Annotated in this window: 13 protein-coding genes; 6 read left to right on the top strand and 7 right to left on the bottom strand. The window is 60.1% G+C overall.

Going from position 1 to position 13,533, the window contains the following annotated elements; all coding sequences use genetic code 11:
* Nucleotides 1-27 precede the first annotated feature (27 nt).
* A complete protein-coding gene (locus LF252_RS22425) occupies nt 28-732 on the bottom strand; it encodes a LytR/AlgR family response regulator transcription factor (protein ID WP_226271835.1) in 705 nt (234 codons plus the stop codon).
* A 41-nt stretch (nt 733-773) separates the two neighbouring features.
* The gene (locus LF252_RS22420; RefSeq protein WP_226271834.1) at nt 774-1,886 is read right to left on the bottom strand and encodes a sensor histidine kinase; all 1,113 of its coding nucleotides are present in this window, start codon (nt 1,884-1,886) and stop codon (nt 774-776) included.
* Between the two features lie 228 nt (nt 1,887-2,114).
* On the opposite strand from LF252_RS22420, the gene LF252_RS22415 reads away from it, so the two are divergent.
* Nucleotides 2,115-3,449 (top strand): erythromycin esterase family protein, encoded by a 1,335-nt coding sequence (locus LF252_RS22415; RefSeq protein ID WP_226271833.1) that lies wholly within the window; start codon nt 2,115-2,117, stop codon nt 3,447-3,449.
* A gap of 137 nt (nt 3,450-3,586) precedes the next feature.
* On the opposite strand, the gene LF252_RS22410 is transcribed toward LF252_RS22415, so the two are convergent.
* A complete protein-coding gene (locus tag LF252_RS22410) occupies nt 3,587-4,663 on the bottom strand; it encodes a hypothetical protein (protein ID WP_226271832.1) in 1,077 nt (358 codons plus the stop codon).
* A gap of 117 nt (nt 4,664-4,780) precedes the next feature.
* Complete coding sequence (locus LF252_RS22405; RefSeq protein ID WP_226271831.1) at nt 4,781-5,650, bottom strand: AraC family transcriptional regulator; 870 nt, start codon at nt 5,648-5,650, stop codon at nt 4,781-4,783.
* A gap of 140 nt (nt 5,651-5,790) precedes the next feature.
* Between LF252_RS22405 and LF252_RS22400 the strand changes: the two genes are divergently transcribed.
* From LF252_RS22400 to LF252_RS22390, 3 genes are all read left to right on the top strand, one after another.
* The gene (locus LF252_RS22400; protein ID WP_226271830.1) at nt 5,791-6,192 is read left to right on the top strand and encodes a hypothetical protein; all 402 of its coding nucleotides are present in this window, start codon (nt 5,791-5,793) and stop codon (nt 6,190-6,192) included.
* Nucleotides 6,193-6,393: 201 nt separating this feature from the next.
* A complete protein-coding gene (locus tag LF252_RS22395; protein ID WP_226271829.1) occupies nt 6,394-7,635 on the top strand; it encodes a tetratricopeptide repeat protein in 1,242 nt (413 codons plus the stop codon).
* Nucleotides 7,636-7,782: 147 nt separating this feature from the next.
* Complete coding sequence (locus tag LF252_RS22390) at nt 7,783-8,235, top strand: hypothetical protein (protein WP_226271828.1); 453 nt, start codon at nt 7,783-7,785, stop codon at nt 8,233-8,235.
* 36 nt (nt 8,236-8,271) lie between these two features.
* Here the strand turns inward: LF252_RS22390 and LF252_RS22385 are convergent, their stop codons facing one another.
* The 3 genes from LF252_RS22385 to LF252_RS22375 all read right to left on the bottom strand — a co-directional run bounded on the left by LF252_RS22385 (nt 8,272) and on the right by LF252_RS22375 (nt 10,156).
* Nucleotides 8,272-8,859 (bottom strand): phospholipid scramblase-related protein, encoded by a 588-nt coding sequence (locus LF252_RS22385; protein WP_226271827.1) that lies wholly within the window; start codon nt 8,857-8,859, stop codon nt 8,272-8,274.
* Between the two features lie 76 nt (nt 8,860-8,935).
* Nucleotides 8,936-9,619, bottom strand: coding sequence for an MBL fold metallo-hydrolase (locus LF252_RS22380; RefSeq protein WP_226271826.1), 684 nt, complete (start codon nt 9,617-9,619; stop codon nt 8,936-8,938).
* Between the two features lie 81 nt (nt 9,620-9,700).
* Complete coding sequence (locus tag LF252_RS22375; RefSeq protein WP_226271825.1) at nt 9,701-10,156, bottom strand: DinB family protein; 456 nt, start codon at nt 10,154-10,156, stop codon at nt 9,701-9,703.
* Between the two features lie 155 nt (nt 10,157-10,311).
* Between LF252_RS22375 and LF252_RS22370 the strand changes: the two genes are divergently transcribed.
* Together LF252_RS22370 and LF252_RS22365 are read left to right on the top strand one after the other, a co-directional pair.
* Entirely contained in the window at nt 10,312-11,751 is a 1,440-nt protein-coding gene (locus LF252_RS22370; RefSeq protein ID WP_226271824.1) for an aldehyde dehydrogenase family protein, read from the top strand.
* A 214-nt stretch (nt 11,752-11,965) separates the two neighbouring features.
* Nucleotides 11,966-13,533 (top strand): FAD-dependent oxidoreductase (locus LF252_RS22365; protein WP_226271823.1); only part of this gene is annotated, 1,568 nt, incomplete at its 3' end.

Here is a 13,533-nt window from a genome sequence, read left to right as displayed (position 1 = left end):
GTGGGGAATAGTCTGGTAAAAGACAGATTATTTCTTGAAATAAGCCAGCAGCTCGCCGCGGTAGGAGTTTCCAATGGGAATAAGCGTGTTATCCAGCAGCAGTACGTTATCGGGCTGCAGCATGCGAATGTGGGCGGCGGCCACAATAAAGGAGCGGTGCACCCGCAAAAACGCCGGGCCCAGCACCTCCACCATTTCCTTCATGGTGTGGTGCAGCAGGTAGCTTTTGGTGGGTGAGGCAATCTTCACGTAGTCCTTGCAGCCCTCCACGTACACAATGTCGCGGTGCGGGACTTTCAGCAGGCCCTGGCGTTCCTTCACCAGCAGGTACTTCTCGGTGGCAGCATCGGCGGGGGGAAGGGGCTGCACCGCGGGCAGCCGGGCAATGGCCTTCATAAACCGCTCGTAGCTAAAGGGCTTGAGCAGGTAATCCAGCACGTCCAGCTCGTAGCCCTCGTAGGCATACTCGCGGTAGGCCGTGGTGAGTACCGTTTTGGGCGGGTGCGTCAGGCTTTTCAGGAAGTTCAGGCCCGTCACCAAGGGCATTTCGATATCCAGAAACAGCAAATCCACGGGGTGCTGGGCCAGGTGCTCGTAGGCCTCCATGGCGTTGCGGCACTTGCCCGTGAGCGTGAGCCCCGGCGTCTGGCCGATGAACTGCGTGAGCACTTGGTGGGCCAGGGGCTCATCGTCCACAATCAGGCACCGAACGGGAGCTGGGGAGGTAGTCATACTAGTAAGGGTAGCAGGAATAAGTAGAAAGCCGTGCCGGGTTACAGATGCAGCGTCAGCTCGGCCCGGTAGCGGCCGTTGTGCTCGGTAAGGTCCAGCTGGTGGGCGTTGGGGTAGTACAGCTCCAGCCGCTGACGAATATTCCGCAGCCCAATGCCCCCGCTCCGCTTAGATGAGGCAGTCGGGACCTGCGGCAGCATGTCGTTTTCGATGAGAAAATGCAGACGGCCCAAGGCGGACGTGAGTGTGGCGTGCACGGCGGCATCGTCGGAAAAATGGTGGCGGCCGTGCTTGAAGCTATTCTCTACCAAAGGCAGCAGCAACAGGGGCGGCACCTGCACGCCGGCAATATCCCCCATGGCCGTAAAGCTTACCCGCGCCCCGGCGTAGCGGCGCTGCTCCAGCTCAAAGTAGTTTTTCAGAAACTCCACTTCCTCCGCAAGTGGTACGCGGGCCTTGCCGCTGTCATACAACACGTAGCGCATCAGCTCGGAAAGCAGCAGGATAAAGCGCGGCGTATCCGGCGAACCGACCATGCTCAGCCCGTAAATGCTGTTGAGTGTGTTGAACAGGAAGTGCGGCTGCAATTGGGCCTTCAGCTGCTCCATCTGCAAGGCCAGATGGTCTTTTTCGAGGTGGCGGCGGCGGTATTCGTTTTCAAACGCTACGCGCATAAACGCCACGCAGCTAAACGCCAGCAAGTCCGTGAACAGCAGGCTAATATAGGGCTGAGCCCGGCTGAAAAGCTTGCCGGCCGCTTCTACGTAAGTAGCGTGGTAGAAATCAATCAGACTGGGGGGGCTGGCTATCTGCTGAAAGGTCCCGCTGGCCAGCATCATGTTCAGCTTGATGCCCCACCATAGGTACAACGCCGAGCCCAGCCCCAGCAGCAAATAGCGCCGACGGCGCAGCAGGGCAGGCACCAGCAGCCGGTAGTACGGGATGATGTAGAGCGTGGCCGCCACCGCAAACAGAATGAGCTGTGGGTTGGGAAAGTTGGAGTGCGGTGCTTGCCCAGGCAGCACCGTGGCCTCCATAAACCCGTTGTACTTATACATGCCCACGTATAGCACCCACACCAGCCCTTCAAAAAAGAGCGGGAAATAACTGGGCTGGTCGGAGGAGGAAGGAGGAGCAGAGGAGGGCGCTAGCATAGGGCCAAGTTGGCAGATTTTCCGGCGACCCAGCCCATCAGCGGAATCAGATTTCGACTAACCGGGGTATTTTTTTCGACTAAAATGCTAACCCATCTGCTTCGTCGCTTCTTGGGCCGCCGTGGTCTAAAAAAGCTTCTGTTCACCGATGAAGCCCTGTTCCTTTGTGTCGTTGCCAGTCGGTAAATGGCTGGTTCTCTACTCCCGCAACTCTACACATCGCCCGCTATGCAAACTTTCTTTCGCTCCCTTGTTACGGCCACGCTACTAGCTGCTCCGGCTTCCATGGCCTCTGCTCAGGTATCTACTACTGTTGCGCCGGTTGTTTCAGCTGATACGGCCCGCATTCTGCTTAATCCGGCGCTTATCAACGCGGTGAATACCCAGAGCTTCGAGCAGTTTCGGGAAACCGTGCGGCCGCTCGTGGGCCAAATGGCTGGTAAGAAAGTAGTGGCTTTGGGCGAAGGTACGCACGGCACGGCCGAGTTCTACAAGCTCCGTTTCTGGCTGACGCGCATGCTAATGGAAGAGCACGGCTTCACGCAGGTAGCCCTGGAAAATACCTACGGCAGTGCCCGCCGGGTAGATACGGCCCTGCATCAGCGCCAGGCCACTGCCCTGAAACCTCTCATGCAGAAACATTTGCTCAGCATCTGGCAGAACCAGGAAACCGCCGAAATGCTCACGTGGATGCAGGCTTACAACCGCCAGCACCGCCGTCGGCAAGTCAGCCTCACCGGTATTGATGCCATGTTTGGCTCCGATAACGCTCAGCTCGTGCAACAGGGCCTGAGTAAGCAGAACCCCGCCCTGCGTCCGCACATCGAGCAACTCGTGAAGAGCGCCGCCTTCCAGGATGACATGTGGCTGCAGATGAACAGCAGCTCTTTCAAATTCGACCATAAGGCGTGGCTGAGCAACGGCTTGGCCGGTTACGATGCCGCTGAGCAGTTGCTTAAAGCCCTCCCCACCGCCCGCCTACCCCGCGCCGCCCGGGAAACCCTGGAGCTGACCCTGCAAAACAGCCGCATGGTGTTCGACTACCCATACCAGGTGAAGTTCCACAAGCGTGACTCCTCCCGCGACAGTCTCTTCGCCGCCATGACGCAGCTGCTGGTGCGCCAGCCGGGTAGCAAAATCATCGTCTGGTCGCATGACGCCCACCTTTCGCGCCAGTCTATGGACCCTACTGATAATAATGGGGGCGGCACCGGGGCCTTCCTGGAGCGGATGTTCCCTGGGCAGTATTTCGTGCTAGCCACCTCCACTGCTTTCGGCACGTTTGCCGCCACCCAACAGGCGTTTGTGTCACCGGTTAGTCAGATGGCGGCTTACCCACTGCCAGCACCGAAAGCCGGTTCCTGGGAGGCTTCGCTGGCCCGCGTAAACAATTCTGCCTTTTTCCTGAACACGCACCAACTGGGTGCCCAGGACGCCCAACGCCCGCAACGCTTGGTAGGCCAGACGCCTGCCAGCACGGAGCAGTACGGTCAATTCAAGCTCAGCAAAGCCTACGACGCGCTGCTTTTCCTGCGCACTACCACGGCCGCTACTCCTTTGTAATCCGCTATCCTAACAGTGTCTATAGAAGGTGTCTATGCAAAGTGGCAATATGCTGCTATTCTACTTCTATCCGAAAGCCCTCGGTGTATTACACACCGAGGGCTTTTTATATTCAGATTACTGCTGAGAGGTAACCTTTACTGCAGCACCTCATACTTGCGCAATTCGGCATCAATCCGGCGGTTCCAGCGTTCCTGAGCGACGGGGTCGGTGCCGCCGTGGGTTTCGGCGTCGTACTGGTCCTGCAGGTGGTTCATTTCGGTGAAAGACTTCAAGTACTGCAGCTGCAGAATGCTGTTGAAATCAGCCACGGTGAGGCTGTCGGCGGTGGCTTTGCGGCGGAAGCGCTCCACAATCAGCCGCGTGATGTCGAAGTGCCGCTGCTCATGGTTGAGGTTGTAAGCCGTGCGCTGGTTGGGAGCCACCCAGGAGGAACTGCGCACCATAAATACCTTCAGCTGAATATCCAGGTCAATAATCCCGTTACGCAGCCGTGGCCAGCCCTGGTAGGCAAAGCTGGAATACACCGCCGCCGCGTACTTGCCCTTCGTCCGCGTCGGCCCGGTGAAATCGTCCCAGGTCAGTGGGCGGTTCACATCATGAAATACCGTGTCGGCTTCAGTCTGGCGGGTTTCGTAGCGGAAGGTGGGGCGCACAGCCGTGGCTAGCCGGGCATCCTCCCGCACCGCTTTGGTCAGCCACTGCTGCAGATACCGGAAGCCGCCCAACAAGTTCTGCTGCAACGCCGTTTCCACTACCGCCCGGTTAGCCAGCGGCCGTTGGTAACGGGCCCCGCCCCGGTACTCGGTGAGAGTTACGGTACGGCCCTCCGGGTTTTGCCAGTCGAATGCCAGGCGCACCGTGAGCTGCCCGGCGGCTTGCCGGTTGGCGGCGGGCACCTCCTGCACCCGGCACTCCAGTACGCGCACTGTCACGCGGTAGCGGGCAGTAGTAGCCGGCAGGCTCCGGGCCGCAAACTGCCACAGCGCCGCTTCAGTGCCGCCTCGCAGCTCCACCGGCTGTCCCGTAGTGGCCGTGGGCGTGAGCAGCCAGGCCACGGCGGGCCGGCCCACGCGTTCATCGTGCACAGTGGCTATTGAGAATAACGGCTGCGCCACCGGAAATGGGGCCGGCTGCAGCACCAACGGCTTTTCCGGCGCGGCTACCAGCAGCTGCTGCCAAGGGAATAGTAGGGTAAAAAAGAAAGCGAGCATCTACCGTAGCAGACACTTGCTTTCCGTTGGTTGTTCCTGAAAAGAGGATAGCGAAAAATGTAACCCGTCATTCCGAGCGGAGCCGAGGAATGACGTACCAACCTTTCACCTCATCACCTATTTCCCAATGCGCTGGCGGCGGTACTCGGTGGGGCTTTGACCCGTGAACTTGCGGAAGGTTTTGTTGAAGTGCGACAGGTTATTGAACCCGCAGGAGTAGCACACCTCCGTCACCGCCAAGTCGTCGTCCAGTAGCAGGCGGCAGGCCTGACCCACGCGGTACTCCTGCAGAAAGTCGGTGAGGGTGTGGCGCGTCATTTTCTTGAAGTAGCGGCAGAACGCCGGCACCGACAGATAGGCCACATCGGCAACTTCCTGCACCGAGAGACTGGCCCGCTGGTAGTTCTGCTCCACAAACTGGTACACCCGGCTCAGACGCTGCTGCTCCTTGCCGCTCAGACCCTGCCCCCCGGTGCCCGCGTGCAGAGGCTGAATGTCCTGAGCCGGAGCCTGAGCCAGTTGCTGCAACACCTGTAGCAGCAGCAGCAGCCGCATAAACGGCGGCGCGCTCAGTAGCTGCCGCAGCGTGGGGCCTACTGCCGTGCGGGTATTGCCTCCGAAGGAAAGCCCCTCGTGGGAGCGGGCCAGCAGCTGCCGGATAGCGGCCAGTTCAGGCTTCTCCCAGAAGTCCGGGCCCAGAAAATCACCGCGCAGCTGCACTACAATTTCCTCGAAGGGCGTGCCCACCGGCTGACCGTAGCTGAATGTGAGGTGGGGCAAATCGGGCCCAATAAGCACTAGCTCCCCGTCCTCGAACCGGGAAATGTGCTGGCCGATGTGGCGGCGGCCATGGCCATTCGGGATGTACACCAGCTCATACTCAGGGTGGTAGTGCCAGAGCAGTTCGGCCTTGCTAACTTCGGTGTAGTGCAGGAGCGTAAACGAGCTGTCAACCGTGGGGTGGATGGGTTCAAATTGTAGCTTCACAGCGCAGTAATGCCTCAATGGCTTAGTGGGAAGCGTGAAATTAACACATTTGGTCAATAAGGCACCAAAAAAGGTGAACAAGGCAGTGGCTTTTCGCGTATTTCAGCCGGACCTTTGACATACTGAATCGGACTATCCATATGAAAACGCTCACAACCTGCTTACTGACCCTGACGCTGTTAGCGTTGCTGGCCGTAGGTGCCCATGTGGCGCAGGCTCAACCCGATGGCTCCGCTTCTAAGTCCGTAACGGTGCGCAGCAGCCGGCTGGCCCGCTATCTGGGCCAGGCGCTGAGCTTGTCGCGGCAGCAGCAGCGGGAAGTGCAGCGTAGCACGCGGCAGTATTTGCAGCAGTTGGAAGCCTTGGGCGAGACGCCCGCGCAGCCCGGTATGGTGGCCTCGGCCACGGAAGGCCGGTTGCTGGCCAGCCCGGCGGCTCTGCAGGCCGAAAAAACCTATGAGCAAACCTTGATCCGGGTGTTTACGCCCGGTCAGTACAACGCATATTGCTGGCTTACCCGCCAGCCCGAAGCTGGCCGGTAAGCGGGCAGTTTCGGAACGGACATCCAGCGGCTTTGGGTGGGAATTTTAGCCGCTGGCCGTTTCCTGGGCGCTTTTGGTGCTTGGTAAACGCAAAAGAGGTTGAGGCTGTGGGAGCTTCAGCCTCTTTTTTTTGTTGCGGTACGTATGATAGGGCGCGTCTCCCGACCGTTTCCTGTATACTAGGGGCTATAACCTGTACTCATGCGTCTTTTTTTGCTCGGCTGCTGCCTTTTACTCGCCCTTCGGGTGCAGGCACAGCAGCCCGATACCACCCGTCCGGGCCGTCAGATAAACCTATCCAACGTGGATGTAGCTCCCGCCGCCGTTGATATTTCCGGGTGGTTACTGCTGGACAAGGACATTCAGACGGAGCTGGAAGGTGCCGTATTCAACATCTACAACTTCAAGCACGATAAGGCCGAGCGGCAGTTCCGCAGCCTGCGCCGCCGTTACCCCAACCACCCCATGCCCTACTTCCTGCTGGGCCTGACTACGTGGTGGAAAATCATGCCCAGCAACATCACCAACGAGCAGTACGACAAGGTGTTTCTGGCCTACATGGATACGGCCGTGACCAAGGGCGAAACCTTATATAAGGCCGATAACAAGAACTACGAAGCCTGTTTTTTCCTGTCGGCCGCCTATGGGTTTTCGGCCCGGCTGAATGCCGAGCGGCACAACTGGCGCAAGGCCACCTTTGCCAGCAAGCACGCCCTCGATTTTCTGGAGAAAAGCCAGGAAGCCAACGGCCTCAGCCCGGAATTTCTGTTTGGTCAGGCCCTAATCAACTACTACGCCCCCTGGATTTCGGAGAATTACCCGTTGCTGAAGCCGGTGCTACTGTTCTTTCCCAAAGGCAACAAAAAACTGGGCTTAAGCCAACTGCGTAGTGTGGCCGCCAACGGCTTTTACACCGCGCCGGAAGCCAAGGTGTTCCTGATGAAAATTCTGCAGAATCAGGAGAATAAACCGCTGGAAGCCCTGCCACTGGCCCAAGCCATGGCCACCACCTACCCCGATAATGGCTACCTGCAGCGGTTTTATGCCCTCATGAGCTACCAAGTGGGCGACCTGCGCGAGTGTGAGCGGGTGAGTCGGGATATTCTGGACAAGATTAACCGGGGCCTACCCGGCTACGAGGGCATCAGTGGGCGCTATGCTACCTTCTTCCTGGGTAGCCTGATGCAGAACCAATACAAAGACCTACCCAAAGCCCGCGAGTATTACCAGCGTTGCGTGGTATTTGCCGAGAGTACCAAAGATACTAAACAGGGCTTCTACCTGTATGCGCTGCTTAACCTGGCCCGTATTGCCGAAAAGCAGCAGCGCCCCGAAGAAGCCGCCCGTTACTATAAGGAGGTACAGCAAAAAGCCGAGCGCAAATCAGAAGCCTACAACGAGGCCCGCGCCTATCTGAGCAAAAAGCCTAAAAAGAAGAAATAGAGCCCACCGGTAACAGGGCAAATGCGCAGCGGAGGTTACTTCTAAGCTCATCATAACCAAGCTGTAGAGAAGTGCTGTATCTTGGGCTGCCTCTCTACTTCGTTAGCTGCCATGCCCTTGGTGCGCTTTGCTCTTCCCTTATTTGTCTTGCGCTTTAATCGGCGGCTGCGGCTGTTGCGCATGTGGCGTCCGGCTGAGCCCACTGCCGCGCAGGTGCCGGTAATTCTGGAGGCTATTCTGGCGGGGATAGAGCGCCACCAGGCCCGGCAGCTGCTGCTTAATATGCACCGGCTGCCTCCCCTGGATCCGGCTGTGCAACAGTGGTTGTATACCAACTGGCTACCTCGCCTGCGCCGTTCCGGCATTACCCGCCTGGCAGTGCTATTGCCCATGGAGTTGCACAACCGCATGATGACGGAGGGGCTGCTACTGGCTTCCACGCGCGCATCACTGCCCTACGAGGTGCAGTACTTCACGGAGCTACCCGCCGCGCTGGAATGGCTGTTTGATGCTGAGCGCCTCACTAATGAGCACGACTGGCCCTGGCGCTGGCGCACCCCAGCCCTGGCCCGCCGCCGGCAGCGCCGCCGGACTAGCTAACCGCCCCGGGCCACAGGGCCCAGGGCGGTTAGGCGGTTACTGCTGCTCGTGGAAAACGGTATCAATGGCTAAGCCAGCCGCCAGCAGCAAGGCATTGGAGGCTGCCTGCTGCTCACCCATGTCATTGATAGAAATCAGGTAGTTGTCGGCGTTGGTGAATAGCTCCCGCCCCAGGCCGGCCCATTTCTTGGTAACCATCCCAATTTCCTGCCCCGAGGCTGCTACAAACTTGAAGTCCCAGCTTTTCCAGCTGCCTTTCACTTCGGCAATCTGCTCGTCCTGGGTATTGAACACGTAGAAGCCGCCATTGAAGGAGAGCAACTTGCTCTTGAAATAGCCAATGCGTTGGTCGTTAGCGTCAATGATGTTCACCTTGGAGCGCCAGAACGTCCAGCCCCGCTCAATCCGGATTAGCGGCGCGGCTTCGGGCTGCTCCCGCACGGCAATGGTAACGGGCAGCATGTGCTTTTTCACCAGCAGCCGCAGCCATATGGCCCAGGAGGGCGTGGCCTCCGTGGCATAGCCAATCTGCTCCTGAGTTTCGGGGTCCAGAATATCGTAGGTGTCTTTGAGTTTGAACACGCCCGCGTGTTCCCGGATAAAGTACGTCCGCCGGTTCAGCATAGTAAGGGGTAGGGAGATGAAAAGAGAGGGCGCAAGCTACACTTTTCACCTCCTTCAAGCAGCACGTAATAAGGCGCTACCGGCCCAGCAGGGCAAGCGTACCCACTGCCCCGTGCGCGGGAACTACTACCCGAGCCCGGTGGTAACGAGCGGCTACCGTGCGCAGCGAGGCCCGCTCGGCACGGGAGCTTGGCTGCTGCCCGCTGGCTGGCGCTACTTTGCCACTGAACAATATTTTCTGCTTTGGAAGCCAAGCTACGCCCGGCTCGGTGCCACCTTTTGCGCCCGGGAAAAACAATTCCAGCCGGGTGCGCCCGGCCCGAATCAGGGTGTAGGGCTTCAGGGCCGGTACCAGAGCGGGGGCCTGCGGGTGGCTGCTGTGCCAGCGCCGGGCCGTGAGGGGGCTGCTGTACAGCCGCACATGGTGCCGGCGCAGCACCTCCAACGCTTCTGGGGTGGCGGCTCCCGCGTGCGTAAGCACCAGTAGGCGCACCGGCTGGTGCAGGCTGTCGGTAGCCCAGCGCAATAACTGCTCGGTTTGGGCGGCGCTCCAGGCGGCATCTACCAGCAGCAGGCCTTTGGGCGTCTGAATAAGCAGGCCATTGGAGGCCGGGCCTGCCAGCTGCGGGCGACTGGTGGGTACAAAAACCCGAGGCGCTACAGGCTGCACACGCACCAGCGGGTGCGGCGGAGCGGCTTGGGCAGGTGTTTTCGGAGTAAGCGTTAGGAGCAGAAAAAACAGCGGAGCGAGCCGCCGCACAGGTAAAAGGGGAACTGTCAACATGCACTTTTCAAACGACGAAGTCCCCTAACGTGCTACCCCCGCAAAATAGTGCCCGCGTTAGTGCGGGGTCCGGTCTAGGAGCTGTTGCACGTGGTGCTCCAGGTGCACGGCATAATCCTCAACCAGCCAGCCCAGCGTCACGGAATACCCACTCTCAAAGGTGCACGGAGTAGCGTAGGCCTCTGCCGGAATTTGGGTAATCAGCCGGATGAGCTGTTGGTTGTATAACGTCCACAGAGTCAACAGGTCGGACGGGGTAGTGTGCTGATAATCGGCCCAGTGCACCCAGGCATCTTGGTCGTACGGAATAATGAGCAGTGGCTCGGGGCGGGTGAGGGCCAGCACAAACCGCCGGTGGTTGTTAGCAGCCGAGTCGATGAGGTGGCCCAGAATTTCCTGGCGCGACCATTTGCCGGGGGCGGAGGGCTCACTCAGCTCAGCAGCCGAAAAAGTAGGCAGGTGCTCATTCAGTAGCTGAAGAAGCTCTTGCAGCCGGCGACAGACCTGTTGCATAGCGAATACAAATAAAAAGCCGGCGGTGAAGGGTGATTTCCGCCAAAACAGGGGGCAAAGATGGCGCTTACCGGTTGGAACCTGCGCAAGGTTTGGTACTTTTTATCGGTTTTTGTGTTTTCTGTTAGATTACCAGTTCCCGTCTTCTCTGCTTTATGGCCACTGCTGCTATGCCGTCTGCTCCGGCTACATCTGCTCTACAGAACTTGTTTAACCGGCAGCGGGGGCGCTCTGAGGCCCTGCGCCACGAGCCCTTGGATAACCGGGCTGCCCGCCTGCGGAAGCTCGGCGCATGGCTGACCGACAACCGCGCCGCCATCCAGCAAGCCTTGTACGCCGACTTCCGCAAGCCCGCCACCGAAACCGACGTGACGGAAATCTGGTCGTCGCAGACGGAGCTAAAACACACGTTGCGCCACCTGCGGCAGTGGGCCGCCCCGCGCAAAGTGGGCACGCCCATGGCGCTGGTGGGCACCCGGGGCTGGGTGCAGGCCGAGCCCAAGGGCGTGTGCCTGATCATTGCACCCTGGAACTACCCCTTCTACCTGGCCCTCGATCCGCTGATTTCGGCGCTGGCGGCTGGTAACTGCGCTATTATCAAACCTTCGGAAATGACGCCCACCGTGGCGGCCCTGCTCAGCCTTATGTGCCGGGAGCTGTTCGACCCCTCCGAAGTAACCGTGGTGGAGGGCGACAAAGAAGTAGCCACTGAGCTGCTGGCTCTGCCCTTCGACCACATCTTCTTTACCGGCAGCCCGCAGGTGGGCAAAGTGGTGATGCGCGCTGCCGCCGAGCACCTCACCAGCGTTACGCTGGAGCTGGGAGGCAAGAGCCCCGCCGTGGTGGACGAAACCGCCGACCTGCGCGACGCGGCCGAGAAAATCGTGTGGGGCAAGGGCATCAACGCCGGCCAAACCTGCGTGGCCCCCGATTACGTGCTGGTACACGAGCGGGTGCGCGACCAGCTGGTGGAAGAAATACGGCAGGTTATTCAGCGGTTCTACGCCCCCGACGGGCAGCCCGTGGCCGCATCCACCTCATTTGCGCGCATCGTGAATGATGGGCACTTTCAGCGGCTAGCCGGTTTGCTGGCCGATGCCCAACAGCACGGTGCGGCCGTGGCTGTGGGCGGCACTACCAATGCGGAGCACCGTTTCATAGAGCCCACGGTGCTGCTGGATGCCCCCGCGGAAAGCCGCGTGATGCAGGAGGAAATCTTTGGGCCGCTGCTGCCGGTGCGCACGTTCAGCACGCTTATGCAAGCCGTGGATGAGGTAAACGCCCGTCCCCGGCCCCTGGCGCTGTACGTGTTCAGCCAGAGCCAGGAAAACCAACGGTACCTGCTGCAGCACATTCCGGCCGGCGGCGCTTGCGTCAACGAAACCATTCTGCACCTAGGCCACCCCGATTTGCCCTTCGGCGGAATGGGCAACAGCGGACTGGGCCGGGCGCACGGCTACGCGGGCTTTATAGCGTTCAGCAACGAAAAATCGGTGCTGCGGCAGCGCGTGGGCCGTACCGGCCTCAAGCCCATCTACCCGCCCTACACCCCTCAGGTGAAAAAGCTGGTGAACTGGCTGGTGAAGTGGCTGTGATAGAGAGCTGAGAACTTAGAAACGCCCTCTCGCTGTATGCGTCAGCGCCTAATCTTGATTCTCAAGGCCGGAGCCTGGGTTCTCACTTCTAAGTTCTAAATCCCCCTTTTTCTTTTGTATGCAAGCCGAGTAATTCCGGGAAAATGACGAACTTTTAGAGCCGGTGCCGAGCCGGTCTGGTTTCTCTTTCTGTTGCTTGCATTCCCACCTGGTTATGGAGTTCACCGCCGCGCAACGCGCCACTCTGCGCGCCCTGGCCGATACATTTATTCCCACTCTGCCACCGCCCTCACCCGCGGCCGATGCGGGCTATTGGGCCCGCGCCGGCTCAGAAGGCGTAGACTTGGATAAGCTGGCGGCGGCTATTACGGCGCAGCCTGCTAGTGCGCAGCGCGAGTTCCGGCAGCTGCTGCAGCTGCTCGATGCGCCGGTGTTGGGACTTACCTGGTTTGGAGCCCTGCGGCCGTTTGCCCAGCTCAGCTCAGCCCAGCGCGAGAAGCTGCTGCAAAGCTGGGCTGCCTCCAACGTGCCGCAGCTCCGTAAGGGGTTTCAGGCGCTGCGCAAGCTGTGCATGTTTCTGTATTACGGGGGCTCTACGCCCGAGCAAAGCCGCTTTGTGTGGGAGCACATCGGTTACCCAGGTCCGCAGGCCGTGGATGAGCCGGTGGAAACGTCGAAGCCGATCCAGTTGCTTACGCCCACCCACGATGTGCAGTATGAGTGCGAGGTGCTGGTAATTGGCAGTGGGGCCGGCGGGGGCGTGGTGGCCGGCGAGCTGGCCGCCGCGGGTTACGATGTGCTGGTGCTGGAGAAAGGCCCCTACTACTACGGCTCCGACTTCACGCAGCAGGAAGTAGATATGCTGGGGGCGCTGTACGATGCCCGCGGCACCCTCACTACCCAGGACGGCGGCATTGGGCTGCTGGCGGGCTCCTGCCTGGGCGGTGGTACCACCGTCAACTGGGCGGGCTCCTTCCGTACGCCGGAGTACGTGCTGCAGGAGTGGGCCCAGGAGCATCAGGCGCCGCACTTTCTGGCGGCTTCTTTTCAGGAAAGCCTGAATGCCGTGAGCCAGGTGCTGGGCGTGAATACCGATTACGTGCGGCACAACGCCCAGAACCAAGCACTGCTGGATGGCTCCCGGCAGCTGGGCGAGGAACCCCGGCTGATTCCGCGCAACGAGCGGCACCATAACACCTCTGATGCGCAGTTTGAAGGCTTGGGCTACAGCTGCTTCGGCGACCGGTACGGCGTGAAGCAGGGCACGCTCAACACGTATTTGCAAACGGCTTTCCGGCACGGGGCGCGCATATTGTGCAATGCCCGGGCGGAGCGGGTTACCAGCTCCCATGGCCAGGCTACCGGGGCTGAGGCCGTGTACGCCACGCCGGATGGAAAGCCGATGCACGTTACCATCCGGGCCCGGCGGGTGGTGGTGGCCGGCGGAGCCGTACAAACCCCGGCACTGCTGCTGCGCAGCGGCCTGCAGCACGCGCACCTGGGGAGGCATTTGCACCTGCACCCCACGGTGGTAGTGTCGGGGCTGTACCCGCAACGTATGAACCCCTGGCACGGACCCATGATGTCGGTGGTGAATGACACCTACGCGCGCATGGATGGCAGCAACTTCGGGGTGAAGTTGGAAACGCCCCCGGCGCATCCGGGCCTGATGAGCATGGTAATGCCCTGGCGCTCGGGCCGGCAGCACAAGGAACTGATGGCCCAGGCGGCGCACATGGGTTCCTTCATTGTGCTCACGCGCGACCGGGACGGCGGCCACAT

The sequence above is a fragment of the Hymenobacter pini genome, assembly GCF_020421205.1.
GTDB lineage: Bacteria > Bacteroidota > Bacteroidia > Cytophagales > Hymenobacteraceae > Hymenobacter > Hymenobacter pini.
The sequence above is the reverse complement of the archived record's forward strand: the minus strand, read 5'-3'. Positions and strand labels throughout refer to the sequence as shown.